We start from the raw sequence: 25,107 nt of genomic DNA, 5'->3' as shown, positions 1-25,107 counted from the left end.
CCTCGGCGGGAACGACGGGGGAGTGGGCGGCCATGGGGAAGTTGCAGCGGGTCGCCAGTCTGGCCGCTCTTTTGAGCCTCGCGGCCGCGCCGCTTACTGCGGCCGTTCGCTCGCCGACGATGGGCTGGTCGGCGCTGACCGGGCGGCCGCATCCGCGCGGGGCGATCCGGATCGCGTACGGGGCCGATCCGTTGCAGGTCGGCGACCTGTGGCTGCCGCGTGGGCGCGCGCGCGGGCCGCGGCCGGTGGTGCTGATGATCCATGGCGGCTGCTGGCAGAGTGCAATCGCGAACCGAACGCTGATGGACTGGGCGGCGGCGGACATTGCGAAGCAGGGTATTGCGGTGTGGAACATCGAGTATCGCGGGGTGGATCGGCCCGGTGGCGGCTATCCGGGGACGTTCCAGGATGTCGCGCAGGCGGCGGACATGCTGCGGACGCTGGGGCCGCAATATGGGCTGCGCACCGATCGGATCGTCGCGGTGGGCCATTCGGCGGGCGGGCATCTGGCGCTGTGGTTGGCGGGGCGGCCGCGGTTGCCGCTGAACAGTACTTTGTGGACCGCCGATCCGATCCGGCTGCATGCCGCGATCGGGCTGGGGGCGCTGCCCGATCTGGAGGCGGCGCGGACCTTGCCGGGGAATGACTGCGGCGTGACGGGGGTGCCGTTGCTGGTTGGCAGTGCGACGGCGGAGCGGCCGAACGTGTTGTCTGATACGTCGGTGACGTCGTTGTTGCCGCTCGGGACCGAGCAGACGCTGGTGACGGGGGTGCATGACCGGATCGCGCCGCCGGTGCTGGCGTCGGCCTATGCCGTGAAAGCGCGGGGGGCGGGCGATAGCGTCGGGCATGTGTCGATCCCGGAGGCGGGGCATGTCGAGCTGATCGCGCCGGGGACGAATGCGTGGCGTATTGAGGTCGGGTTGATCCGGCGCGCGCTGGGCCTGGCGCGGTGAGCCTGCCGCGGAGCCTTGCCGAGGCGGTGGCGGTCGATGCCAAGAGCCCGCTGCAGCCGTTCCGTGCGCGCTTCGCGTTGCCGGAGGGGGTGATCTATCTCGACGGCAATTCGCTGGGTGCCTTGCCGGTGCAGACCGTGGCGCGGACCGCCGATGTCGTGACGCGCGAGTGGGGCGAGCGGCTGATCCGGTCGTGGAACGAGGCGGACTGGATCGGTGCGCCGCAGCGGATCGGCGCGAAGATCGCCGATATCGTGGGGGCGGCACCGGGGTCGGTGATCGTGGCGGACTCGACGTCGGTCAACCTGTTCAAGCTGATCGTCGCGGGGATGCGTGCGCAGCCGGGGCGGACGGAGATCCTGACGGAACCGGGGAACTTCCCGACCGACCTGCATATCGCCGAGGGGGTGGCTTCGCTGCTGCCGGGCGTGACGGTGCGGACCGTCGATGCTGCGGACATTGCCGGGGCGATCGGGCCGCGGACCGCGATCGTCCTGCTGACCCACGTCCATTACAAGCATGGCGCGCGGCATGACATGGCGGCGTTGTCCGCTGCAGCGCGGGCGGCGGGGGCGTTGTCGGTGTGGGATCTCAGCCATTCGGTGGGGGCGGTGCCGGTGGCGCTGGATGCCGACGGCGCGGACATGGCGGTGGGGTGCGGGTATAAATATCTGAACGGTGGGCCGGGGGCGCCGGCGTTCCTGTATGTGTGCGAGGCGTTGCAGGCGCGGCTGGACTCGCCGATCACGGGGTGGATGGGTCATGCTGATCCGTTTGCGTTCGGCGATGGCTATGCGCCGGCGGCTGGTGTGTCGCGGTTCCTGGCGGGGACGCCGTCGGTGATCGCGATGCTGGCGCTGGAAAGTGGGGTGGACCTGTTCCGGGATGCGCCGCGGGAGGCGCTGTTCGCGCGTGGGGCGGCGTTGTTCGATCTGTTTGTGGCGCGGATGGCGATGCTGTTGCCGGAGCTGGTGTGCGTGACGCCGCGGGCGGCTGGTGCGCGGGGAAGCCATGTCTCGTTCCGCCATGCGGATGCGTTTCCGATCATGCAGGCGCTGATCGAGCGCGGGGTAATCGGGGACTACCGCGCGCCCGATATCCTGCGGTTCGGGCTGACGCCGCTTTATGTGGGGCTGGCGGATGTTTGGCGGGCGGTGGATGTGCTGGCGGAGGTGGTCGGGAGCGGGATTTGGCGGGAGCCGCGGTTTTCGGTGAGGGGGGTCGTGACTTGAGGGTCGTTGACCCGAACCACATCCGTCATCCCGGCGTAGGTCGGGATCTCCCTTTGGCTAGGGGTACGCGCCTCAACTGAGGGAGATCCCGGCTTTCGCCGGGATGACGTGTTTGTGGTGAGGTGGAACGGGGCGCTGTTGCGTCTAGGCCCCGGCCTTTGCCGGGGAACGATTTGGCGTTGTTGGGTGTGACGCGCTCTTACGTTCCGGGGCGGCGGGGTTTGGGGCGGCCGGTGGTCATGTTGTCGGGTTTGGTGGGGCGGACCCAGCCGGGGGGTGGTTGCATGCGCTGCTGGCTGGTGCCGAGGCCCATGGCGCCGGGCTGCTGTTCGCGCAGGCCGTCGGTTTCGAGCGCGGCGAGCGCGTTGCGGAGGCGTTGCGCCTCCTCGAAATCGAGTGCCGCGGCGGCGGCCTCCATGCGGCGGCGCAGGTCGGCGATGGTGTCGGTCATGGCCGGTTAGCGTTCGTCGCGGAGCAATGGTTCCGCGTCCTCCGGGTCGCCGCGCGGGAGCGGGGTGTCGAGCCGGCGGTCCTGCGGTTCGGCCGGTTCGCGGTCCGGGGCGGTATCGCGGCGCAGGTCCGGGCCGCCCGCGGGGGCGACCGTCAGGCCGTCGCGGTCGAGCCCGATCGTGACGTCGCCGACGGTGATCGGCGGGATGTCCACGTCCAGGCCGGGCAGGACCTCGTCCACCCGCGTGGCGGGGCGTTTGGTGGCGGCGGGGACGAGCGGCGCGCTGCCGATCGCGCTGGCCATGAAATCGCGCCAGATGCGGGCGGGCAGGCCACCGCCGGCGACGCCCTTGAGCGGCGTGTTGTCGTCGTTGCCGACCCAGACGCCGGTCACGATATCACCCGCGAAGCCGATGAAGATCGCATCGCGGTTGTTCTGCGTCGTACCGGTCTTGCCGAACACCTGCGTGCGGAGCGCGGCGTTGCGGCCGGTGCCCTGGTTCACGGTGGCGGACAGCAGGTCGAGCAGCGCGTCGTGGCGCGCCCGGCCGAAGCTGCTCTGCCGGTCCCAGACCTTGTCGAACCAGCTGCGTTCCTCCGCGGGCAGGCCGTGCGGCTTGACCGGATAGGCGTCGTCCGCGACCGCGGCGAAGGCGGAGGTGAGTTCGAGCAGGGTCATGCCCGACGTGCCGAGCGCGAGGCTGGGATCGGAGCGCAGCGGGCTGACGACGCCCAGGTCGCGGGCGGCGCGGATGACCTTGTCTCGACCGACCTGTTCCTGGAGGCGCACGGCCGCGACGTTGCTCGACACGGCGAAAGCCTGGCGCAGCGTGATGTCTCCGCGATATTTGCGGTCGCTGTTGGCGGGGGACCAGCCCTCCACGGTGATCGGGCGATCGGCGACCATGTCGGTCGGCGACATGCCGGCGCGGAGCGCGGCGAGGTAGACGAACAGCTTGAACGTCGATCCCGGCTGGCGACGGGCCTGCGTCGCGCGGTTGAAGCTGCTGCCCTTGTAGTCGCGGCCGCCGATCATCGCGACGACCTCGCCGTTCGGGCGCATCGCGACGAGGGCGACCTGGGCGCCGCCGAGTGCCGCGCGGTTGACGGCGCGGACGGCGGCGCGCTGCATCCGATCGTCGAGCGTGGTGGCGACGGTCTGTTCGGCATAGAGCGTGCCGGCCCGGTCGCGCGCCTGGGGCATCGCCCAGTCGGCGAAATAGGTGCCGGTGGGGAGCGAGCCGACGGTGCGGACGTGGAGCCGGGCGGGGCGGACACGCGCGGCGGTGGCGGCGTCGATGAACTTGGCATCCTCCATCGCGGCGACGACCAGCTTCTGCCGCGCGCGGGCACCGGCCAGGTTGGAGGTGGGCGCGAGCCGCGAGGGGGCCTTCATCAGGCCGGCGAGCATGGCCGATTCGCCGATGTTGAGCTGTTCCGGGCGCTTGTCGAAATAGTGGCGGGCGGCGGCGCGCAGGCCGTAGACGTTGTCGCCGAAATAGACGTTGGACAGGTAGCGCGAGAGGATGTCGTCCTTCGTCAGCCACGCCTCGAGCCAGAAGGCGATCATGACCTCACGCAGCTTGCGGCCGGCGGTGCGGTCCGAATCGAGGAACGCGACCTTGGCGAGCTGTTGCGTGATCGTGCTGCCGCCTTCGCGGACGCCGCCGGCGCGGACATTGGCCCAGGCGGCGCGCGCGATCCCCTGCGGATCTATGCCGAGATGCGAACGGAAACGGCGGTCCTCGATCGCCATGAACGCTTCGCCGACATGGTCGGGGAGTTTGGTGACGTCGACGGGTTTGTCGATCACCGCGCCGCGTCGGGCGATCGCGCGGCCGCCGGCGGAGAGCAAAGTGACGCTGGGCGGGGCGATCGGGCGGAGCGACTTTGACAGCGGCGCGGTAATCGCGAGCCAGGCGATCATGACGAGGAACAGCAGGAAGCCGCCGCCGACGACGCGCCGCCAGCCGAGCCAGCGCGGCCAGCGACGGCGGCGCGGCGGAATGGGAGTCAGGACATGGGTGGTGGGATCGTAGCTCGGATGCTGCCCGCCGCCCTGGGCGCCGGAATGGGGACCGGGGCTGCCGTGCCAGCCGGGGCCGGAGCCGGGGCGGGGGGCATCATCGGGATCGAGCGGGGTCAGGTCCATCCCGGTGTCCTATATGGACAGGACGCCGGTGATGCGAGGGGGTTTGTCGTGCGCCCGGCAAGAGTCCGGGGCGTTTCACGTAGGACTGATCGAGGGTAAACTGGCTACCGTCCGTATCCCCGCGCAGGCGGGGGGCCAGAGCCACACACGGTATCGCTTGTGGCTCTGGACCCCCGCCTGCGCGGGGGTACGGGCGCATCGGTTTAGCGGACGCGCGGGCCGCCGAACGGCAGGGGCGGCGGGGGGCGGCGGTCGCGGCGCGGGAGCTGCGCCTGATAGGCGACCGAGCAATGGTCGAGGCAATAGGGGAAGCCGGGGTTGATCGGCTTGCCGCAGAAGTGGAAGTCCGGCTCGCCCGGGTGGCCGATCGGCCATTTGCAGATCTTGTCGCTCAGATCAAGCAGCCCGGTCTTGCCGGCGATGTCGGACGACGGCTTGGCGGGGACCAAGCGACGCGGGGGGGCGGGCGTGGCGGGCGGCTGCTGATCGCCGGGACCCTGGCGGAGGAAACCGCCGGGGCCGACCGAGCGGATCACCGGCTGCGGTGCGGCGACCGGCATGGTGGAGATCGCGGTTTCGATCTCGCGCACCGTCGAGCGGACGGGTGCTGCTTCGGCATCCGTCTGGGTGTCGGCGTCATCCTCGTCGAACGGCGCGGGTTCGTCGGCGGGTTTGGCGGCGGCCGGGGTCGGCGCGGTGGGGGTCGGTGCGACCGGCGGTGCAGCGCGAACGGGTGCCGCTGCGACGGGGGCCGAGGCGACGGGTGCTGCCACGGGAGCAGCGACCGGGGCCGGTGCAACGGGTGCTGCTGCGGCCGGGGCGGCGGGTGCGGCCGAGCTGGCGGCACCGGCGGAGCGCACTGGCGACGGGCGCGACTGGAGACCCAGGCGATGGGCCTTGCCGATCACGGCGTTGCGGCTGACCCCGCCCAGTTCCTCGGCAATCTGGCTGGCGGTGTTGCCGGCTTCCCACAGCTTTCGGAGCTGCTCGATGCGCTCGTCGGTCCAGCTCATGGTCGTACGCTCCTTGCGGGGGGCCTGGTCCGGCGCTAGGCATCAGCCCATGACACCGACGACCGAACAGCCCCCAAAGATGACTTTGTCCCCACCGGGCGTGCCCGTGATCCCGTTCGTCAACTGGGGGGGAATGACAGCGCTCTATGTGAAGGAGGTGCGTCGTTTCTTCAAGGTGCAACTGCAGACCATCTGGGCGCCGGCGATCACCACGCTGCTGTTTCTCGTGATTTTCACGGTCGCGCTGGGCGGCGGGGAGCGCACCGTGCTCGGCCGGCCGTTCGCGACGTTCGTGGCACCGGGCCTGATCGTGATGGGCATGATGCAGAATGCGTTCGCCAATGCGAGCTTCTCGTTGCTGGTCGGCAAGATGCAGGGGACGATCGTCGATTACCTTATGCCGCCGCTGTCGACGGGTGAGCTGGTCGCCGGGCTGGTCGGGGCCGCGGTGACCCGCGCGATCCTGGTCGGCTTTGCGGTGTGGCTGGCGATGGCGTTCTGGCCAGGGGTGCAGATCGTGCCGCATCATCCGCTGGCGTTGATCTGGTTCGGGCTGCTGGGTGCGTCGATGCTCGGGTTCCTGGGGCTGCTGACCTCGATCTGGGCGGACAAGTTCGATCATGCCGCGGCGGTGACCAATTTCGTCGTGGCGCCACTGTCGCTGCTGTCGGGGACGTTCTATTCGATCGACAGCCTGCACGGCGTGTTCCAGACGCTGAGCCATCTGAACCCGTTCTTCTACGTCATCTCCGGCTTCCGCTACGGCTTCATCGGGACGACCGATTCGCCTGTGCTTCTGGGTGGGCTGGTGCTGCTGGGCGTGAACGTGGCGCTTGGCGCGCTGTGCTACACGCTGATCCGCAAGGGATGGCGGCTGAAGAGCTGACCTGGAGCTGTGGATTCGTTGTTTCCTGGGGGGAGAATGAACGTGGTCTACAGATATGGCGTACTGATGGTTTCGGTCTTGGCGGCGCTTGGGCTGAGCGCGTGCGACAAGGGCTTGCCGGGCAACGGCACGGCGGCGGTCGGGTCCGGGAACCAGCCCGGCGAAGCCGCGGCGCAGAAGCGCAAGATGTACACCGAGGCGTATAACGACCTGATCGATCCGCAGGCGGGCCTGCGCGATTTCGCGACCGGATATCGCGAGCTGAACATCCCGCAGGCCGATCCGAAGCGCGACATCTATTTCCCCGCCTCCACGCACCTGACGCTGGCGACGAGCAAGCTGAAGGAGGCGCGCGCGCTGCCCGGCGATGAAACGACCGCGGCGGCCGATGCAGCGGCGGCCCCGTTGATCGCCAAGCTGGAGGCGCTGTTCGGTCAGGCCGAGACGCTCGATACCTATTACAAGACGCGGGCGTATCGCGAGGATGCGCTGGCCAAGGGCAAGGCGGCGGATGCGCCGCTGCTGAAGGCGATGGACGAGGTCGAGCAGGCGCTGGTCGCGTTCGACGCGGCGTTGCGCGAGCAGGAGCAGGTGGCCGCGACCGCGAGGATCGCCGCGCTGCGCAAGGCGGGCTATGACGGGCACGCCGCCATGGTTGAGATGATGCAGAAGGGCGACCGCTTCACGAGCGCCGTGATTGCGAACGACATCGCCGCCGCGGACCGGATGCTGCCCGAATTCGAGGCGGCGGTGACCGCATTGTCGAAGGCGACGCCCAAAGGCCCGACCGCGGCGAGCGACAAGGCGGGCTTCGCCATCTTGGCGGGCGACGGCGCGTCGATGATCGGGGCATGGCGCGACTACAAGTCCCGCAAGGACGAGAGCGATCGCCAGCGCGTGGTCGACAGTTACAACAGCGCGGTGACCGCCGCGGGCATGACGACGATCCCGGCCACCTGACTGGAGGGCAGGCGGGGGGTGCGGATGACGCTTTCCCCCGCCTTCTCCCGACGTTATAGCGATTCGCAGGCGGCCGCGTCATCGGCCGCCTTTTTGCGTTTCCGGAGCCGTTTCCAGTACCGACAGGAGTTGCCGTCATGCCGATCACCCCGCTGATGCCCGTCTACCCACGGTGCGGCGTGCGACCGGTGCGCGGCGAAGGCTGCTACCTGATCGGCGAGGACGGCACGCGCTATCTCGATTTCGCGAGCGGGATCGCGGTGAACCTTCTGGGGCATGGCCATCCGCATCTGACCGCGAAGCTGCAGGAGCAGGTCGCGACGCTGATGCACGTGTCGAACCTGTACGGCAGTCCACAAGGCGAGCAGCTGGCGCAACGGCTGATCGACGTGACGTTCGCGGACACGGTGTTCTTCACCAATTCCGGCGCGGAGGCGGTGGAGTGCGCGATCAAGACCGCGCGGCGCTATCACTTCGTCAACGGCAATCCGGAACGCACGACGCTGATCACGTTCCAGAATGCGTTCCACGGCCGGACGCTCGGCACGATCTCGGCGACCGACCAGGACAAGATGCGCGGCGGGTTCGAGCCGTTGCTGCCGGGCTTCGCCTATGCGCCGTTCGACGATCTGGCGGCGGCCGAGGCGCTGGTGGACGAGACGACGGCGGGCTTTCTGGTCGAGCCGATCCAGGGCGAGGGCGGCATCCGGCCGGCATCGCGGGCGTTCCTGCACGGCCTGCGCCGAATCTGCGACGAGCGCGGGCTGATGCTGGTGCTGGACGAGGTGCAGTGCGGCGTCGCGCGGACGGGCGCGATGTATGCGCATGAGTTGTACGACGTGCGGCCGGACATCGTCGCGACCGCTAAGGGGATCGGCGGCGGTTTTCCGCTGGGCGCGTGCCTGGCGACGAAGGAGGCCGCCAAGGGCATGGTCGCGGGCACGCACGGGTCGACCTATGGCGGCAATCCGCTGGCGATGGCGGCGGGCAATGCGGTGCTGGACGTGATCCTGGAACCGGGTTTCCTGGAGCAGGTGCAGGCGAGCGGCGAGCGGTTGCGGCAGGCGCTGGAGCAGATGATCCCGAACCACGATACGCTGTTCGACAGCGTGCGCGGCACGGGGCTGATGCTCGGCCTGAAGATGAAGACCGACAGTCGGCGGTTCGTGGCGCATCTGCGCGATCATCATCATGTGCTGACCGTGGCGGCGGGCGAGAATGTGGTGCGCGTGTTGCCGCCGCTGATCATCGAGCAGAGCCACATCGACGAGTTCGTCGCGACGGTATCGGAGGCGGCGCGCCTCTACGTGCCGCCGGCCGACGAGTGATCGCGACAGCGTGACAGACGCGTCCGGCGTGCAGGCGCCGGACGCAGCCATCTTTTCCCACCCGTCCGGGCACGATCGAACCGGGCGGCGCGTGGGTGGAGCGACAGATATGACCATGACGACCGACCGCAATTTCATCGACCTAGTCGACGCCGGCCCCGACGGGATCGCCGCGATGCTGGCCGACGCACTGGACCGCAAGGCGGCGCGCGCGGGCTGGCCACGCGGGCGTGTCGACGCCGATGCGCCGCTGGCCGGCTACACGCTGGCGATGATCTTCGAAAAGAACTCGACCCGGACGCGCGTGTCGTTCGACATGGCGATGCGCCAGCTGGGCGGCACGACGATCGTGATGGATGCCGGCACGATGCAGCTCGGCCGCGGCGAGAGCGTGGCCGATACGGCGCGCGTGCTGAGCCGTTATGTCGACGCGATCATGATCCGCACCGACGACCACGAGAAGGTGCAGGAGATGGCGGCGCACGCGACGGTGCCGGTCATCAACGGGCTGACCGATTTCAGCCATCCGTGCCAGATCATGGCCGACATGCTGACCGTGCTCGACCGCACCGGGCGGCTGGCCGGGACGGTGTGGACCTGGCTGGGCGACGGCAACAACGTGCTCCATTCGATCGTGGAGGCCGGGAGCCTGATGAAGTTCGACGTGCGGGCCGCGTGTCCGGAGGGCTATGATCCGTCGCCGGTGGTGGTGGCGAACGCCTGGACGCGGGGGAGCCGGTTCGCGGTGTCGCGCGATGCAGCCGAGGCGGCGGCGGGGGCCGACGTGATCGTGACCGACACCTGGATCTCGATGGGGCAGGACCATGTCGAGGAGAAGCTGGCGGCGATGATGCCGTATCAGGTGACCGAGGCGCTGTTGGCGGATGCGGCGCCCGAGGCGGTGTTCCTGCACTGCCTGCCCGCGCACCGCGGCGAGGAGGTGGTCGAGGCGGTGATCGACGGCCCGCAGTCCGCGATCTGGGACGAGGCGGAGAACCGGCTGCACGCGCAGAAGTCGGTGTTGCTGTGGTGTTTCGGGCGGTTGTAGGGGGCTGTTCTCAGCCCCTCTCCTTTAGGGGAGGGGTTGGGGTGGGGCTGACCTCGTCATTGTTGCAACGCTGCGGGTGAGGTGCTGTTGCCCCCACCCCAACCCCTCCCTTGAAGGAGAGGGGCTTTAGAAGGCTCGCGGTCGCCCCTATCTTTGTCCTCAATTGAAACCGCAGGATGACGCCTCTTGGCCAGCACGTATGACGGGCCGACCCCGCCGCCGACCGAACATCTGGACCAGGCGCTGGGGTTCATGATCCCGGGGCGGCATGCGCGCGGGCGGGTGGTGCGGATCGGGCCGGCGCTCGACTCGATCCTCAGCCGTCACGCCTATCCCCCTGCGATCGAACGGGTCTTGGCGGAAGCGCTGACGCTGACCGCTTTGCTCGGGTCGTTGCTGAAGGATGCGGCGGGGCAGCTGACGTTGCAGGCGCAGACCGAGGGCGGGGTGATCGATCTGCTAGTGTGCGATTACCGGGCGGGCGTGATGCGCGGTTATGTGCGGCACGATGCCGAGCGGCTGGCCGAGATGCCGGTCGATCCGTCGCTGTTCGCGCTGTTCGGGCCGGGATATCTGGCGATCACGTTCGACCAGGTGACGTCGGGCGAACGTTATCAGGGGATCGTGCCGCTGGAGGGCGCGTCGCTGGCCGAGGCGGCGGAGCGTTATTTCGCGCAGTCGGAGCAGATCCCGAGCCTGGTGCGGCTCAGCATCGTCGGCAACGCGCGGGACGGGCATGTCGCGGGCGGGCTGATGATCCAGCATCTGCCCGAGGGCGAGGAGGGCCGCGACCGCATCCATACGCGGCTCGACCATCCGGAGTGGGACCATGTCGCGGTGCTGGCGTCGACGGCGAAGCCGGAGGAGCTGACCGATCCGACGTTGCCGCTGACCGATATCGTCTGGCGGCTGTTTCATGAGGAGGACGAGGTCCGCGTGCTGGCGCCGGCGACATTGACGCGCGGGTGCCGGTGCAATCCGGATCATTTTCGTGAGGTGCTGGCGCGGTTCCCGGAGGACGAGCGGATCGGGATGGCGGACGAGGCGGGCGTGATCGAGGTCGCGTGCGAGTTTTGTTCGAGCAAGTACGGGATCACGCTGGAGAGCCTGGCGGCGGTCGAGGGGGAGGCGGGCGCAGCTTGAGGCGTTCGCGGCAGGAGCGGGATCCGGGATCAGTCCGGGATAACGGTTTCTGGGGTTTTCACGGTGACCACGGGCCGCCGTTCACCGCACGTAAAGCGGTAGGGTCGTATGCGACTCATGTCGTGTCGGGCACGACTTCCTAAGACGGTCCGGTTGGATCGGCCTGGGCCGCTTCGCGCGATCGGAGCGGCCCTTTCTTATTGCGCGGTTCCCTTCGCGGGAATAGCGCGGCGCGCATGGAAGACAGCATGATTCTTGACAGCGCAGCCGTGGTGCTGCTCTCGGGCGGCCTCGATTCGATGGTGGTCGCCGGGCTGGTGCGCGAACGCGGGCATCGGCTGTTCGCGTTGACGATCGACTATAATCAGCGGCACCGGGTCGAGCTGGAGGCCGCGGCGCGGGTCGCGGCGGCGCTGGGCGCGGAACGGCATGTGGTGCTTTCGATCGACTTGACGCGATTCGGCGGGTCGGCGCTGACCGCCGATATCGCGGTGCCGAAGGAGGGTGTGCAGCCGGGCATTCCGGTGACGTACGTCCCGGCGCGCAACACGATCTTCCTGTCGCTGGCGCTCGGCTGGGCCGAGGCGGTGGGCGCGCGCGACCTGTTCCTGGGGATCAACGCGCTCGATTATTCGGGCTATCCCGACTGCCGGCCGGAGTTCGTCGACGCGTTCGAGGCGATGGCCAATGTCGCGACCAAGGCGGGGGTGGAGGGCGACCGATTCCATGTCCACGCCCCCCTGCTGGCGTTGGGCAAGGCGGACATCGCGCGTGAGGCAGACCGGCTGGGGCTGGACGCGGGGATGAGTTGGTCGTGCTACGATCCGACGCCGGCGGGCTTGCATTGCGGGCGGTGTGATAGCTGCCGGTTGCGGTCCAAGGGGTTCGCGGACGCGGGGCTGACCGATCCGACGCGCTATGCGGCAGCGTCCGAATGAGCAGCTATGCCGTCAAGGAGATGTTCCTGACATTGCAGGGCGAGGGGTTGCAGGCGGGGCGGCGCGCGGTGTTCCTGCGCTTTGCCGGGTGCAATCTGTGGTCGGGGCGCGAGCAGGACCGCGAGACGGCGCAGTGCCGGTTCTGCGATACCGATTTCGTGGGCACGGACGGCGACGGCGGCGGCAAGTTCACGGACGCCGACACACTGGCGGCCTCGGCGCGCGGGTTCTGGGACACGTGGATGGAGGACCCGATCGAGCGGGCGTTCATCGTGATCACCGGCGGGGAGCCGATGCTGCAGCTCGATGGCGCGCTGGTCGATGCGCTCCATGCGCAGGGGTTCGAGATCGCGGTGGAGAGCAACGGGACGCTGCCGGCGGTGGCCGGGATCGACTGGCTGTGCATCAGCCCGAAGCAGGGGACGACGATCGTCCAGCGGCGCGGCGACGAGCTGAAGCTGGTGTGGCCGCAGCCGGGGACGGATTATGCCGAGATGGAGTCGTGGGACTTCACGCACCGGTTGGTGCAGCCGATGGACGGGGCGGCGGTGCAGGAGAATGTGGCGGCGGCGATCGACTTCGTCATGGCGCGCCCGAAGTGGCGGCTGTCGACGCAGGTGCATAAGAGTTTGGGGCTGCGGTAGCGGGCGGCCCGTTTCATTCCACATTGGCGTGGAACACCACTGGACATATGCAGCGTGCCCCCGCGTAGGCGGGGGCCCAGTTCGACGCTCGGACCTGGATCCCCGCCTTCGCGGGGATACGTGAGGGTGTTGCGGCAGCAACATCCGACGCGTTCCCCGGCGGAGACCGGGGCCTAGATGCAACCTCTCACCAAGGCCCCGGCCTCCGCCGGGGAACGAACAGTGCGTTGCAGCTGTGCGTCCGTAGTCAGCCTGTCGTCGGATAATGGGCGGGCTCAGCCGCCGTTCGGAGTTCCTGTACCGTCGACCAGCGCCACGGGGCGGCCGGCGGCGGCGAGGGTCATGTTCCAGGTCACGACGCACTTTTTCACCAGCACGTCCTTCTTGTTCCAGCATTTCGGGTCGAGCGGCGGCGTCGGCAGGCTGGCGAAGTTCGTGCGGCGAATCACGAACATCGCGTCACCCATCGGGACGAGGCTGTTGCGGAACTCGCGCATCCGGAGCTCGGCGGTTTCATGCAGATCGCCGCGCTTGCGGCCGATCGCCTCGCGGCCGATCGACGCCGCGGTCTCGCAGAAGCCGAGCTGGGCATGGAGCGTCGAGAAGCCGTTGTAGGTGCGCGTCGTGTACTGATCGAGCGAGACCTGCCAGCCCTTCGGATCGGTCCGCCGGAAATATTTTTCGATGGTGGTGTACGCGTCGGTCAGTTCGGCATCATGCTGTTTGAGCAGCGTATTGTAGTTCTTCACCGCGGCGAGCGGGGGCGCGAACTGGCACTGCAACGCGGCGACGTTTAGGCCGGCACGCATGTTCCAGAGGAGGTGGGCGCTCAGTTCTTTGTCGGTGGCGCCGGGCAGGGGCAGGCCGAGGCCCGGTTCGCCGCCGCGAACGGGCGTGCCGCTGAAATTCGGGGGTATCCAGAACAGATAGGAGGCGGCGGCCGGAGCGGTCGCGACGACCACGCTGGAGAGTGCGACGAAACCGGCAACAACACGCCGGCAAACCATAGGCAAGATCATGACTGAACCCCAACGCTGAGGCGCCTAGGATTACGCACTTTCGTGCCGTCCCACAAAGGGATTCGACGGTCGCTTGGTCGCAGTCCGGGTGGCGATTGGCGCAGATCGGCTATTCGCGCCGATCGCAGGACGCAGCCGTAGGGGAAACACGGTATTTTCCATGAAAAAGGCCGCCCGGTTGCCCGGACGGCCTTTCGCAGAATTCGTTCGAGTTGAACGAATTACATGCCGTTGGACATGTTGCCCGACGTCATGTTGCCCATGTCGTTGGACATGCCCATGTCGTTCGACATGTTGCCGCCCATCATGCCGTTGTCCATCGCCATGTTGTCGGTGGCGCCGTCAACGGCGGTCACGTCGTTCATGGTGCCGTCCATCGGCTCCATCGAGTTCATTTCGGTCATGTTCGTGTCGGCCGTGTTCGCAGTCTCGCTGCCGCCGCAAGCGGAGACGAGCAGTGCTGCGCCCATGATCATCGAACCGGTCATCAGCTTGGAAAAGTTACGCATGTCGGGACTCCCTAGATAATCCGATCTGGTTTGGGTCTAGCCCTTCATACCCAAATCGCTTCCGTCATTAGCCTTTCTGCAAGGACCGCTCAAGGGCCGTGCGGACAAGTCCGCAGAGACCCCAGAAATCCGGGCAGTTCGGCTTTCAACGCTAGGTCAAACGCGCGCATCGCAAAAGGTTTCCCCAAATCGGCCAAACTCGTGACAGCGAAGTCGGGCAGCCCGCAAGGCACGATGCCGCCGAAGTGTGACAGATCGGGCGCGATGTTCACGGCGAATCCGTGGAAACTGACCCAGCGGCGGACGCGCACGCCGATCGCGCCGACCTTCGCCTCTCGCCCGTGTGCGTCGGTCCAGATGCCGATCCGGCCGGGTTCGCGCCGGGCCGGGACACCGAGTGTCGCCAGCGTATCGATCACCCAGCCTTCGAGCCCGTGGACATAGGCGCGCACGTCTCGCCCGCGCGCCGCGAGATCGAGCATCACGTAGCCGATCCGCTGGCCCGGGCCGTGATAGGTATATTTGCCGCCACGCCCCGCTGGATAGACCGGGAAGCGGTTCGGGCTGAGCAGTTCGTCGGTCACGGCACTGGTGCCCGCGGTGTAGAGCGGCGGATGTTCGAGCAGCCAGATCAGTTCGGGGGCGGTGCCCGCGCGGATCGCCTCGGCACGCGATTCCATCTCGGCCAGCGCCTCCGGATAGGGAACGAGGCCGGGCGAGACCCGCCATTCGATCGCGGCGTCGGCCGGACTGGCCGGGGGGAGAAGGGTCGGTTCCGTCATTTCGCCGATCTGATCGTTCGGCCGCTTGGTTGCAAGCCGCCGGCCCGACCGAAGGGGCGTCGCGACCGGTCCCGCTCCATTGCGCGGCGGCGGTTGCGGTGGGATAGGCGCGGTGGCGGCACTTTTTCGATGCGCGCCAGAGGACTTCGATGTCAGAGACCCCACGTTTCACCCTTGCCGACATTGCCGACCAGACGCGCGCCTTCGTGAAACGCGAGGCGGGTCTGCTGATGCCGTTGGCGTTCGCTACAACGGGGCTCGGCACGTTGCTGTGGGACCTGGCGGTGCCGACCGCACCCGTGTCGCAACGTATGCAGCCGGGGCCTTGGATGCTGGTGCTGATTCCGGTGACCTTGCTGTTCCTGGTCGGCAATGTGGCGACGGCCGCGCTGGTGATCCGCGCGGGGACGAGCGTGCGTGAGGCGTTGCGCGCTGGGTTCGACCGGCTGGGCAACGCGCTGCTCGTGCTGCTGCTGTTCATGGGGGTGGCACTGGGGCTGACCGTGATCATGAGCATCGTGGCGATGGCGATCGGGATGCTGGTCGGCGCGGCACCGCAACAGGCGGCGAACCTGGGGCTGTTCCTGCTGATGCCGCCGTTGCTGTACGTCGCGGTCCGGTTGCTGACCCTGTGGCCGGCGCTGGCGGCGCGGGCGGCGGGGCCGGCGCCGGTCCAGACGGTGAAGGCGGCGTTCGCCAGCACGCGCGGGCTGTTCAGCCGGCTGGCGGCGGTGACGGTGCTGTACGCGCTGGCTTATCTTGCGATCATGAGCGCGATCCAGTTCGGGCTGGGATCGGTGCTGGTGCTGGTCGGGCGCGCGACCGGCCAGGCGGCACCGATGGCGGTCGTGCTGTCGGTGATCACCGCGATGGTCGGTGCGGCGGTGCAGGCGGTGTGGGGCGTGTTCGCGGCGTTGCTCTACCGCGCGTTGGCGCCGGCGAGCAGCGGGATCTGAGGCGCGGCGTCGGGCGGTAGCAGCCCGGACACACGCGGGTCGGGGAATGTTTCGAGCGTGCGGGCGATCGCGACGAAGCCCTGCGCCCGATAGAAGCCGAGCGCGCGCGGATGATCGAGCGTGCAGGTGTGGACGAGCATCCGCTGCGTATCGGCGCGCCAGCCGAGTGCGAGGGCATGGGCCATCAACCAGCGGCCATGCCCGCGCCCGGCGAGTTCGGGGATGAGCCCGAAATAGGCGATGCGGCAGGTGCCGGGCAGGCTGTGGTCGAGTTCGAGCATGCCGACCTCGATCCCGGCCGGGTCGACCGCGGCGTGGACGGTCACCTGCGGGTCGGCGAGGATCGCGGTGAGTTTCGCGTCGTCCATGACGAGGCGGGAATACCAGAGCCAGGGTGTGCCGACGCGGGCGAACAACGTGCGGTAGGCGGACGGGGTGGGCGCGCGCCAGGCGACGAGCCGGAGCGGGGCCGAGGGAAGCGGTCGGGCCGGGGGGCGGCGGGTCATTTCGAGCGTGGTGACGACCGTGGCGACGTCGGTTGGGGCGACCGGGGTGAGGGTCATTGTTGGGTGACCGCTGCTGTGGCTTCCCGGCGAAGGCCGGGGGCTGAGTGAAGCGGTTGCGTCAAGGCCCCGGCCTTCGCCGGGTGACGGTTCCTGGACGTGGTCATGCCCAGGTCGCGGTCGGCGGGAGGCTCATCAGAATGGCGTCGATGTTGCCGCCGGTCTTGAGGCCGAACAGCGTGCCGCGATCGTGGACCAGGTTGAATTCGACGTAGCGGCCGCGGAAGGCGAGCATGGCGTCGCGGTCGGCCTCCGTCGCGGGGGTGGCCATGCGGGCGCGGACGATGCGCGGGAAGATGTCGAGGAACGCCTCGCCCACGTCGCGGACGAAGACGAAGTCGTCGGTGAAATCGTTCTCAAGATGATCGAAGAAGATGCCGCCGACGCCGCGGTGGACCTTGCGGTGGGGGATGTAGAAATACTCGTCCGCCCATTGCTTGAAGCGTGGGTAGTAGGCCGGGTCGTGCGCGTCGCAGGCGGCCTGCATCCGGGCGTGGAACGCTTCGGTGTCCTCGGGATAGGCGATCGCGGGGTTGAGGTCCGCGCCGCCGCCGAACCAGCGTTTCGTGGTGGTGAGGAAGCGGCAGTTCATGTGGACGGCGGGTGCGTGCGGGTTGGCCATGTGCGCGACCAAGCTGATGCCGGTGGCGAAGAATTCGGGATTTTCGCCCGCGCCGTGGATCGATGCGGCGAATTGCGGTTCGAACGTGCCGCCGACGGTCGACACGTTGACGCCGACTTTCTCGAACACGCGGCCCTTCATCAGGCCGCGCACGCCGCCGCCGCCGCCCGCCGGTTCACGGTCCCACGGCGCGTAGTCGAACGCGGCGTCGCTGCCGATCTCGCGCTCGATCGCCTCGAACGCTGCGCAGATCCGGTCGCGCAGCGATTCGAACCAGTCGCGCGCCGCCTGCTGTTCAGGGTCGAGATGGATCATGCGTTGTCTTCCATGGCTGTTCCCGCGTCGGCCGGCCACCCCGCGGTCTGGCGCAGCGCCTCGGCCAGCGCGATGCCCGCCGCGACCGCGACATTCAAGGACCGGTAGCCCGGCCGCATCGGAATTCGGACGCGCAGCGCGGCGGCCTCGCGGACATGGGGCGGAACGCCGGAGCCCTCCGCGCCCATCAGGAGGATGTCGTCTGACTTGAACTGCGCCGCGTCCAGCCGGGTGCCGCCGGTGGTGGTGAGCAGCACGAGGCGGCCGGGCGTCGCGCGGCGGAACGCGTCGAAATCGGCATGGCGGCGGGTCGCGCCGGCGTCGGCATAGTCCATGCCGGCACGTTTCAGCGCGCGATCGCCGAACGCGAAACCGCACGGTTCGACGATGTCGACCGGGATGCCGAGGCAGGCCGCAAGGCGTAAAATAGTGCCGACATTTCCGGCGATATCGGGTTGATGGAGGCAGATGCGCATGGCCGCATCCCTATGCGAACGTGTCGCAACTGTCATGCTGTGGCCATAAGCACTTGGCAACGCCCACGGCGCGCGGCTATCAACCACCGGTCGCAGGCCATGTCCGCGCGGCGAAGCGACGCGTTGGCGATGCCCGATGGGCGGAACCACGACGGCGTAAACAGGGCGAAGGGTCGAGGGTTCCAGCGGATGGCGAATGTCGAAGTGGTCGATCAGGCCGGAGTGACCGAGAAGGTCGAGGGGGTCGGCGTCCGTCGCCGCGACTGGTTGAACATCGCCGCGGTGAGCGTGGCGGGGGTCGGCGGGCTGACCGTGCTGATCCCGCTGATCAACCAGATGAACCCGTCCGCCGACGTGCTGGCGCTGGCATCGATCGAAGTCGACATTTCCAAGATCACGCCCGGCATGGGCATCAAGACATCGTGGCGTAAGCAGCCGGTGTTCATCCGCAACCTGACGCCGAAGGAGATCGCCGAGGCGAACGCAGTCGACGTGTCGTCGCTGCGCGATCCCGCGACGCTGGCCGAGCGGACCAAGCCCGGCAAGGAGAACTGGCTGATCACGCTGGCGGTCTGCACGCATCTGGGCTGCGTGCCGCTGGGTGTGACCGAAGGTGAGAATCGCGGCTCCTACGGCGGGTACTTCTGCCCGTGCCACGGATCGTCATACGACACCGCCGCGCGGATCCGGTCGGGTCCGGCCCCGCTGAACCTGAATGTGCCGGAGTATAAATTCAACTCCGACACCGTCGTCCAGATCGGTTGAGGAAACACAGATGAGCTTTCCCTGGGCCGCCCATTATGCGCCGAAAAGCGCGTTCACGCAGTGGATCGACGAGCGGCTGCCGCTGCCTCGCCTGGTCTACAACGCGGTGGGCGCCGGCTATCCGGTGCCGCGCAACCTCAACTATTTCTGGAACTTCGGTGTGCTCGCGGGCGCGGCGCTGGGCCTGCAGATCATCACCGGGATCATCCTGGCGATGCATTATGCCGCCAACGGCGCGATCGCGTTCGACAGCGTCGAACATATCATGCGCGACGTGAATTCGGGCTGGCTGCTGCGTTATGCGCATGCCAACGGCGCGTCGTTCTTCTTCATCGTGGTCTACATGCACATCGGCCGCGGGCTGTATTACGGGTCGTACAAGGCCCCGCGCGAGATGATCTGGCTGCTCGGCGTGGTCATTTTCCTGCTCATGATGGCAACCGCGTTCATGGGCTATGTGCTCCCCTGGGGGCAGATGTCCTTCTGGGGCGCGCAGGTGATCACCGGCTTCTTCTCGGCGATCCCGCTGGTGGGCGAGCCGATTCGCGAGTGGCTGCTCGGCGGCTATGCGCCGGACAATGCGGCGCTGAACCGCTTTTTCTCGCTCCACTATCTGCTGCCGTTCGTGATTGCGGGCGTCATCATTCTGCACATCTGGGCGCTGCACATTCCGGGGTCGAACAACCCGACGGGCGTGGACGTGAAGGGACCGCAGGATACGGTGCCGTTCCACCCGTACTACACCGCCAAGGACGGGTTCGGTCTCGGCGTGTTCCTGATCGCCTTCTCGCTGTTCGTGTTCTTCATGCCGAACGCGCTGGGCCATCCGGACAATTATATCCCGGCCAACCCGTTGTCGACGCCGGCGCACATCGTGCCCGAATGGTATTTCCTGCCATTCTACGCGATCCTGAAGTCGTTCACCGTCAACTTCCTGTGGATCCCCGCCAAGCTGTGGGGCGTGATGGCGATGTTCGGATCGATCCTGCTGCTGTTCGTGCTGCCGTGGCTCGACACGTCGCCGGTCCGGTCGTCCAACTACCGCCCGCTCTACAAGTGGTTCTTCTTCGCGCTGATCATCGACGTACTGGTGCTCGGCTGGCTGGGTCAGGCCCCGGCGGAAGAGCCCTATGTGCGGCTGAGCCAGTTCTGTGCGGCCTATTATTTCGCGCACTTCCTGATCATCCTGCCGATCGTGTCCAAGATCGAGAAGCCGAAGCCGCTGCCGATGTCGATCTCGACGTCCGTGCTGCACGGCGAGGCGCAGGAGTCGGCGCCGTTCGGTGCAGGTGGCGTCGCCACCGTGCCCGCGCGCGCGTCCTGAACCCCAAGGGAGTCGTATTAGATGGTTCGCATCATTGCCTTCCTTGCAGGGCTCGTCTTCGTCATGGCGCTCGTCGTCGCCATGCTCATCCCGCGCCAACCCGCGGTCGAGAATACCGCGCATCACTTCCATGTGGAGCCGCAGGAAGTGGCGTTCGCCAGTGACGGCGCGTTCGGTCGGTTCGACCGGCAGCAGCTGCAGCGCGGGTTCCAGGTGTACAAGGAAGTGTGCGCCGCCTGCCATTCGCTGCGTCATGTGGCGTTCCGCGATCTGACCGACCTGGGCTTCACCGCGCCGGAAGTGAAGGCGATCGCCAAGAACTGGGCGATCGAAGTGCCGTCGGTGAATCCGGACACGGGTGAGCCCGCGACGCGGAAGGCGATCCCGTCCGACATGTTCCCCAGCCCCTATGCCAATGAAGTCGCCGCGCGGGCCGCGAACAACAATGCGCTTCCGCCGGACCTGTCGCTGATGACCAAGGCGCGCGAGGGGCATGCCGAATATGTCCACGGCCTGCTGACCGGTTACCGCAAGCCGCCGGCCGACCTGCCGGCCGAAGCACGGCCGGGCCCGGGGCTGTACTACAACCCGGTCTATGCGAACCTGAACATCGCAATGCCGCCGCCGCTGGTGGCGGAGGGTCAGGTTTCGTATGCCGACGGCACCAAGCCGACGGTGGACCAGATGGCGCAGGATGTGTCCGCGTTCCTGATCTGGACCGCGGAGCCCAAGCTGGAGAACCGCAAGCGCACGGGCGTGGCGGTAATCCTGTTCCTGCTGCTGGCGACGACGCTGGCCTACTTCGCGTACCAGAACATCTGGGCGGACAAGAAGGCCAAGCCGCTGCCGCAGGGCTGATCTCGGTTTCTGCCAGACGAAGGGGGCGGCTCGGCGACGGGCCGCCCCTTTTCGTTTCAGCGCGCGGCGTAGCGGACAGCCACGCGTGGCTGGCGGAGCGAGCGGGCCCGATCGTTGCCGGTCAGGGCGACCCGCAGCACGACGTTCCGGGTCGTGGCTTCGGCCGGAAGCGGCGAGAGGCGAAGCCGGGCGGCGCGGGACAGCAGCGCGGCATCGGTGGTGCGGCTGCCGCTGCTCTGCACGATCTGTGCGTCGGACAGCGTGCCATCCGGTGCGACCGTCCCGGCGATCGCAGCGTCCGTGCGAGCGAAGCTGCGCGCATTGGCCGGCATCGTCACCATTGCGGCGTCGAGCCGGTCGGCGGCGTCGGCCTGCCATGCGGACACGGTCGCGGGGGCGGCGGACGCCTGTGCCGGGGCGATCGCGCCGCTGATGCAGAGGCCGGAGAAGAGGAGCGCGCCGGCGGCGGAAACAGCGATACGCTGGGCGTCGGAGCGGACGAAATCGAACATGGCGGTGGTCCCTTGGCTGTCGGCCGGTGGCCGGTGCCGCGTCGATCGCGGCAACATCCAGGTGTTTGCAGGGACCGTGCCAAGTGCTCGAATTGGCTGTTCCGGTCGGAATTATCGAGTGTGCGTCGCTAACGCCACTGAGACTGTCCCGAGAGTTGGGGAATTATCCGACTACGCAGGCATTCCTGCCAAGTGAACGACCGTGAATCAGTCGGCCGGCTTCCAAGAGTGCGTCTTCCGCCCCTTGAGGCGGGGTTCGGCGTTTGAAGCGCGATCCCGGGTCAGGTCCGCGACGACGGAATGTTTGTGACGGGGTCGCGAGTTCGCGCAGGACTTTCCAAGTTGCAGGCTTCACGCTTCCGGTTGGGTCGGGCGGCGGCGGAAGAGGGCGGTGGGGATGAACGTCAGGACGGGGACGTCATCCTGGTTCAGGACTGTGACGCGAGTGCGGACGGCTCCGCGGTCGGGGCGGCTGCGGGACGGGGTGACCGTCACGATCTCCGTTTCGCAGCGCAGGACGTCGCCGGGGTGGACGGGGCGGAGCCAGCGCAGTTCATCGATTCCGGCCGCGCCCAGGCTGCCGCCGACATCGCCGTCGTCGCCCATGTTCGCGACGATCATCGCCATCGTCATCGCGGTGCTGTGCCATCCGCTGGCGGCGAGCCGGCCGAAATGGGTCTCGGCGGCGGCTTCGTCGGAGAGGTGGAAGGGTTGGGGGTCGTATTTCCGGGCGAAGTCCAGGACCTCGTCGCGGTCGACGACATAGCGGCCAAAGGCGGCGGTCTGCCCGACTGCGAAATCATCGAACCATGCCATGTCCGTCTCCCGTAAGAGCCTGACTTGCGCAGGCCTGAATACGATGATGGCGAAGACATCCGGTGCGGTCCAGCCTCGGCTCCCGGACCGGCGCGGGCGCGCTCAGACTTGTGCGGGATATGAGTTCCGATCCGGGGAGTGATCGGACGCCGTAGCGCTGCTAGGATTGCGGCGAATGGCGGAGGCGGGGATGGAACTGGTCAGTCGTGTGGTTCCGTCACCGGTCGGGATGTTGACGCTGATGGCGAGCGATGCGGGTCTGGCGGCCGTCCTGTGGCCGGATGACGAGCCGCGGCGGGTGCGGCTGGTCGCCGGGCCGGAGGGTGTTCCGCATCCCATACTCGACGAGGCGGCGGCGCAGTTGGCGAACTATTTCGCCGGGCGCGCGACTTCGTTCGATGTGCCGCTCGATCTGCGCGGGACGGCGTTCCAGCGGGAGGTCTGGGCGGCGTTGCGGACGATCCCCTATGGCGAGACGCGGAGCTATGTCGCGATCGCGCGGCAGATCGGGCGGCCGGACGCTTCGCGGGCGGTGGGGGCGGCGAACGGGCGCAACCCGGTGTCGATCATCGTGCCGTGCCACCGGGTGGTGGGGGCGGCGGGGGCGTTGACCGGGTTTGCGGGTGGGATGGCGGTGAAGGCGCAGTTGTTGCGGCTGGAAAGCGGGCGGGGGGACTTGTTCGACTAGGTCTGGGTGCCGGGATCTGGCGGACCCGGTTTCCTTGGTCGACCGGGGTGTTCCGTTTGGCCCAGGCCTGGGAGAAACCTGCGCGAAGTTCTCGACAGGCTCGAACCAAACGGGGTGGGGGGCGCGGTTCAGTCGAACGTGACCCCCGCCTGATCAGACGTTGAAGCGGAAGAGCAGGATGTCGCCATCCGCGACGACATAGTCCTTGCCTTCGGAGCGCAGCTTGCCGGCGTCGCGCGCCGCCGCTTCACCGCCCAACGCGACATAGTCGTCATAGGCCATCGTTTCGGCGCGGATGAAGCCGCGTTCGAAATCGGTGTGGATCGCGCCGGCGGCTTGCGGGGCCTTCGAGCCGCGCTCGATCGTCCAGGCGCGGGCTTCCTTCGGGCCGACGGTGAAGAAGGTGAGCAGGTGGAGCAGGTCGTAGCCGGCGCGGATCACGCGGGCGAGGCCGGTTTCGGTCAGGCCGAGGTCGGACAGGAATTCGACGCGGTCGGCGGGCGCCATGGTGGCGATCTCTGCCTCGATCGCGGCGGAGACGACGACGGACTTGGCACCTTCGGCGGCGGCCTTCACCGCGACGCGCGCGCTGAGTTCGTTGCCGTCGGCGGCGGCGGCTTCGTCGACGTTGCAGACGTACAGCACGGGCTTGGAGGTGAGCAACTGCGCCTGCGCGAAGACGCGGGCTTCATCCTCGTCCTTCGGCACGGTCAGGCGGGCGGGCTTGCCCTCGCGCAGCAGGTCGAGCGCCTGGCCGAGCACGGAGGCGGCGACCTTGGCTTCCTTGTCGCCCTGCGTCGCCTTTTTCTGCGCGGCGGGGACGCGCTTTTCGAGGCTTTCGAGGTCGGAGAGCATCAGTTCGGTCTCGACCGTCTCGGCGTCGGCGATCGGATCGACCTTGCCTTCGACATGCGTCACGTCGCCATCCTCGAAACAACGCAGGACGTGGACGATCGCGTCGACTTCGCGGATGTTGGCGAGGAACTGGTTGCCGAGCCCTTCGCCCTTCGACGCGCCGCGGACGAGGCCGGCGATGTCGACGAAGCCGAGCTGCGTTTCGATGATCTTGGCCGAGCCGCCGATCTTGGCGATCGTGTCGAGCCGCGGGTCGGGCACCGCGACCTGGCCGACATTGGGTTCGATCGTGCAGAACGGATAATTCGCCGCCTGCGCCGCCGCGGTCTCGGTCAGCGCGTTGAAAAGGGTGGACTTGCCGACGTTCGGAAGCCCGACGATGCCGCAGCGGAAACCCATAAGATGTTCGTCCTGTACGCGTTCGGATCCGCCGGCGTGACGCCGCGGTTTGCGGGGCGAATAGCCCGGACCGCGCGCGGACGCCAGCCGTGCCGGGCGGAACAAGCGGTGGACGCGCGGTGTTGGGCAGCCATTCGATACAGAGTTTTAAGGTAAACATGATGAAGCGCATGATGATGATTGCCGGCGCGATGATGCTGGCGACGAGCGGTGCGGCGATGGCCCAGACGATGAGCCCGACCGATGTCGGCGTTCAGCCGATGACCGCGACGTCGGCCACCGACTATGTCAAGCTGGCCGCGGACAGCGACATGTACGAGATCGCATCAAGCAAGCTGGCGATGTCGAAGGCGCAGCGCCCCGACGTGAAGGCGTTCGCGCGCGAGATGGTGGCGGATCATACCGCGACCACCAAGACTCTGATGGCGGCGCTGAAGAACCCGGACCGCACGATCGCGAAGCCCGGCACGCGCATGTCGACCGGCAACGAGGCGAAGATCGCATTGCTGAAGAAGGCACCGAAGGCGAGCTTCGACGATCTGTACCTGCAGCAGCAGATGCAGGCGCATCAGACGGCTTGGGCGCTGCATGGCGGTTACGCGACCGACGGCACCGATCCGGCGCTGAAGCAGGTTGCCAGCACCGCGGTGCCGGTGATCGAGCGTCACCTGATGCACGTGAAGCAGATGACCACGACGGCGATGTCGGGCATGTGATCTTGCGGGCGGCGGGGCCTGAGGTTCCGCCGCCAATAGGTTAGGTGTTTCGGCTTGGTCGAGACGGGAAAGGCCGGCCGCGGGAAACCGTGGGCCGGCTTTTTCCTGTCCGGATCGTGGAGGCCGGGCCTTCGATACAGGCGCGTGTCAACGGTCGCGAGCGTGCGCCTGAAGCTCGAAGG

At 67.9% G+C, this 25,107-nt stretch carries 27 protein-coding genes; 15 read left to right on the top strand and 12 right to left on the bottom strand.

All coding sequences use genetic code 11. The features are described from left to right. The first annotated feature begins 32 nt into the window (after positions 1 to 32). Both ACFSGX_RS11250 and kynU read left to right on the top strand, forming a co-directional pair. On the top strand, positions 33 to 956 hold the full coding sequence (locus tag ACFSGX_RS11250; RefSeq protein ID WP_380929911.1) for an alpha/beta hydrolase: 924 nt from the start codon (positions 33 to 35) through the stop codon (positions 954 to 956). Next, complete coding sequence (gene kynU, locus ACFSGX_RS11245; protein WP_380929910.1) at positions 953 to 2,188, top strand: kynureninase; 1,236 nt, start codon at positions 953 to 955, stop codon at positions 2,186 to 2,188. Before ACFSGX_RS11250 ends, kynU begins: the two co-directional genes overlap by 4 nt. 199 nt (positions 2,189 to 2,387) lie before the next feature. Here kynU and ACFSGX_RS11240 read toward each other — a convergent pair whose 3' ends face one another. From ACFSGX_RS11240 to ACFSGX_RS11230, 3 genes are all read right to left on the bottom strand, one after another. Next, a complete protein-coding gene (locus ACFSGX_RS11240; RefSeq protein WP_380929908.1) occupies positions 2,388 to 2,639 on the bottom strand; it encodes a UvrB/UvrC motif-containing protein in 252 nt (83 codons plus the stop codon). Positions 2,640 to 2,645: 6 nt separating this feature from the next. After that, entirely contained in the window at positions 2,646 to 4,790 is a 2,145-nt protein-coding gene (locus tag ACFSGX_RS11235) for a transglycosylase domain-containing protein (protein ID WP_380929906.1), read from the bottom strand. Positions 4,791 to 4,993: 203 nt separating this feature from the next. After that, positions 4,994 to 5,803: a GcrA family cell cycle regulator gene (locus tag ACFSGX_RS11230; protein WP_380929904.1), complete on the bottom strand. Its 810-nt coding sequence runs from the start codon at positions 5,801 to 5,803 to the stop codon at positions 4,994 to 4,996. Positions 5,804 to 5,852: 49 nt separating this feature from the next. On the opposite strand from ACFSGX_RS11230, the gene ACFSGX_RS11225 reads away from it, so the two are divergent. From ACFSGX_RS11225 to queE, 7 genes are all read left to right on the top strand, one after another. Then, positions 5,853 to 6,689, top strand: coding sequence for an ABC transporter permease (locus ACFSGX_RS11225; protein WP_380929902.1), 837 nt, complete (start codon positions 5,853 to 5,855; stop codon positions 6,687 to 6,689). 42 nt (positions 6,690 to 6,731) lie between these two features. Continuing rightward, complete coding sequence (locus ACFSGX_RS11220) at positions 6,732 to 7,649, top strand: DUF3829 domain-containing protein (RefSeq protein ID WP_380929901.1); 918 nt, start codon at positions 6,732 to 6,734, stop codon at positions 7,647 to 7,649. Between the two features lie 137 nt (positions 7,650 to 7,786). Then, positions 7,787 to 8,977 (top strand): aspartate aminotransferase family protein, encoded by a 1,191-nt coding sequence (locus tag ACFSGX_RS11215; RefSeq protein ID WP_380929899.1) that lies wholly within the window; start codon positions 7,787 to 7,789, stop codon positions 8,975 to 8,977. Between the two features lie 115 nt (positions 8,978 to 9,092). Continuing rightward, the gene (gene argF, locus ACFSGX_RS11210) at positions 9,093 to 10,025 is read left to right on the top strand and encodes an ornithine carbamoyltransferase (RefSeq protein ID WP_380930040.1); all 933 of its coding nucleotides are present in this window, start codon (positions 9,093 to 9,095) and stop codon (positions 10,023 to 10,025) included. Positions 10,026 to 10,211: 186 nt separating this feature from the next. Then, entirely contained in the window at positions 10,212 to 11,168 is a 957-nt protein-coding gene (hslO, locus tag ACFSGX_RS11205; protein ID WP_380929897.1) for an Hsp33 family molecular chaperone HslO, read from the top strand. Positions 11,169 to 11,416: 248 nt separating this feature from the next. Beyond that, a complete protein-coding gene (queC, locus tag ACFSGX_RS11200) occupies positions 11,417 to 12,106 on the top strand; it encodes a 7-cyano-7-deazaguanine synthase QueC (RefSeq protein WP_380929895.1) in 690 nt (229 codons plus the stop codon). Then, positions 12,103 to 12,750: a 7-carboxy-7-deazaguanine synthase gene (gene queE, locus ACFSGX_RS11195; RefSeq protein ID WP_380929894.1), complete on the top strand. Its 648-nt coding sequence runs from the start codon at positions 12,103 to 12,105 to the stop codon at positions 12,748 to 12,750. The genes queC and queE overlap by 4 nt, the downstream gene beginning before the upstream one ends. 275 nt (positions 12,751 to 13,025) lie before the next feature. On the opposite strand, the gene ACFSGX_RS11190 is transcribed toward queE, so the two are convergent. From ACFSGX_RS11190 to lipB, 3 genes are all read right to left on the bottom strand, one after another. Continuing rightward, complete coding sequence (locus tag ACFSGX_RS11190; RefSeq protein ID WP_380929892.1) at positions 13,026 to 13,757, bottom strand: hypothetical protein; 732 nt, start codon at positions 13,755 to 13,757, stop codon at positions 13,026 to 13,028. A 233-nt stretch (positions 13,758 to 13,990) separates the two neighbouring features. Continuing rightward, positions 13,991 to 14,278: a hypothetical protein gene (locus ACFSGX_RS11185; RefSeq protein WP_380929890.1), complete on the bottom strand. Its 288-nt coding sequence runs from the start codon at positions 14,276 to 14,278 to the stop codon at positions 13,991 to 13,993. Positions 14,279 to 14,367: 89 nt separating this feature from the next. Further along, entirely contained in the window at positions 14,368 to 15,060 is a 693-nt protein-coding gene (gene lipB / locus ACFSGX_RS11180; RefSeq protein ID WP_380929889.1) for a lipoyl(octanoyl) transferase LipB, read from the bottom strand. A gap of 149 nt (positions 15,061 to 15,209) precedes the next feature. On the opposite strand from lipB, the gene ACFSGX_RS11175 reads away from it, so the two are divergent. Beyond that, complete coding sequence (locus ACFSGX_RS11175; RefSeq protein WP_380929887.1) at positions 15,210 to 16,016, top strand: hypothetical protein; 807 nt, start codon at positions 15,210 to 15,212, stop codon at positions 16,014 to 16,016. On the opposite strand, the gene ACFSGX_RS11170 is transcribed toward ACFSGX_RS11175, so the two are convergent. The 3 genes from ACFSGX_RS11170 to ACFSGX_RS11160 form a co-directional block, all read right to left on the bottom strand. Then, complete coding sequence (locus tag ACFSGX_RS11170) at positions 15,980 to 16,579, bottom strand: GNAT family N-acetyltransferase (protein ID WP_380929885.1); 600 nt, start codon at positions 16,577 to 16,579, stop codon at positions 15,980 to 15,982. The genes ACFSGX_RS11175 and ACFSGX_RS11170 overlap by 37 nt on opposite strands. 103 nt (positions 16,580 to 16,682) lie before the next feature. Then, positions 16,683 to 17,516, bottom strand: coding sequence for an oxygen-dependent coproporphyrinogen oxidase (gene hemF, locus ACFSGX_RS11165; RefSeq protein ID WP_380929883.1), 834 nt, complete (start codon positions 17,514 to 17,516; stop codon positions 16,683 to 16,685). Next, positions 17,513 to 17,992, bottom strand: a complete 480-nt coding sequence (locus ACFSGX_RS11160; RefSeq protein ID WP_380929881.1) for a tRNA (cytidine(34)-2'-O)-methyltransferase — start codon at positions 17,990 to 17,992, stop codon at positions 17,513 to 17,515. Before ACFSGX_RS11160 ends, hemF begins: the two co-directional genes overlap by 4 nt. Positions 17,993 to 18,181: 189 nt before the next feature. Between ACFSGX_RS11160 and petA the strand changes: the two genes are divergently transcribed. The 3 genes from petA to ACFSGX_RS11145 are packed head-to-tail and all read left to right on the top strand — an operon-like array spanning position 18,182 to position 20,939. Then, positions 18,182 to 18,757 (top strand): ubiquinol-cytochrome c reductase iron-sulfur subunit, encoded by a 576-nt coding sequence (gene petA / locus ACFSGX_RS11155; RefSeq protein ID WP_157175402.1) that lies wholly within the window; start codon positions 18,182 to 18,184, stop codon positions 18,755 to 18,757. 10 nt (positions 18,758 to 18,767) lie between these two features. Then, the gene (locus ACFSGX_RS11150) at positions 18,768 to 20,081 is read left to right on the top strand and encodes a cytochrome b (protein WP_380929880.1); all 1,314 of its coding nucleotides are present in this window, start codon (positions 18,768 to 18,770) and stop codon (positions 20,079 to 20,081) included. Between the two features lie 21 nt (positions 20,082 to 20,102). Beyond that, a complete protein-coding gene (locus ACFSGX_RS11145) occupies positions 20,103 to 20,939 on the top strand; it encodes a cytochrome c1 (RefSeq protein ID WP_380929878.1) in 837 nt (278 codons plus the stop codon). 56 nt (positions 20,940 to 20,995) lie between these two features. On the opposite strand, the gene ACFSGX_RS11140 is transcribed toward ACFSGX_RS11145, so the two are convergent. Next, on the bottom strand, positions 20,996 to 21,451 hold the full coding sequence (locus ACFSGX_RS11140; protein ID WP_380929877.1) for a TonB family protein: 456 nt from the start codon (positions 21,449 to 21,451) through the stop codon (positions 20,996 to 20,998). A gap of 351 nt (positions 21,452 to 21,802) precedes the next feature. Beyond that, the gene (locus ACFSGX_RS11135; protein ID WP_380929875.1) at positions 21,803 to 22,267 is read right to left on the bottom strand and encodes a MaoC family dehydratase; all 465 of its coding nucleotides are present in this window, start codon (positions 22,265 to 22,267) and stop codon (positions 21,803 to 21,805) included. 190 nt (positions 22,268 to 22,457) lie between these two features. On the opposite strand from ACFSGX_RS11135, the gene ACFSGX_RS11130 reads away from it, so the two are divergent. Continuing rightward, positions 22,458 to 22,955, top strand: coding sequence for a methylated-DNA--[protein]-cysteine S-methyltransferase (locus ACFSGX_RS11130; RefSeq protein ID WP_380929873.1), 498 nt, complete (start codon positions 22,458 to 22,460; stop codon positions 22,953 to 22,955). Between the two features lie 153 nt (positions 22,956 to 23,108). On the opposite strand, the gene ychF is transcribed toward ACFSGX_RS11130, so the two are convergent. Then, on the bottom strand, positions 23,109 to 24,209 hold the full coding sequence (gene ychF / locus ACFSGX_RS11125) for a redox-regulated ATPase YchF (protein ID WP_380929872.1): 1,101 nt from the start codon (positions 24,207 to 24,209) through the stop codon (positions 23,109 to 23,111). A gap of 170 nt (positions 24,210 to 24,379) precedes the next feature. On the opposite strand from ychF, the gene ACFSGX_RS11120 reads away from it, so the two are divergent. After that, positions 24,380 to 24,925, top strand: a complete 546-nt coding sequence (locus ACFSGX_RS11120; protein ID WP_380929870.1) for a DUF4142 domain-containing protein — start codon at positions 24,380 to 24,382, stop codon at positions 24,923 to 24,925. Positions 24,926 to 25,107 lie beyond the last annotated feature (182 nt).

It is taken from the genome of Sphingomonas arantia (assembly GCF_042682045.1).
GTDB classification, from domain to species: Bacteria; Pseudomonadota; Alphaproteobacteria; order Sphingomonadales; family Sphingomonadaceae; genus Sphingomonas_R; species Sphingomonas_R arantia.
Note: the sequence above shows the minus strand (reverse complement) of the source record. Positions and strands in the feature narration are given on the sequence as shown.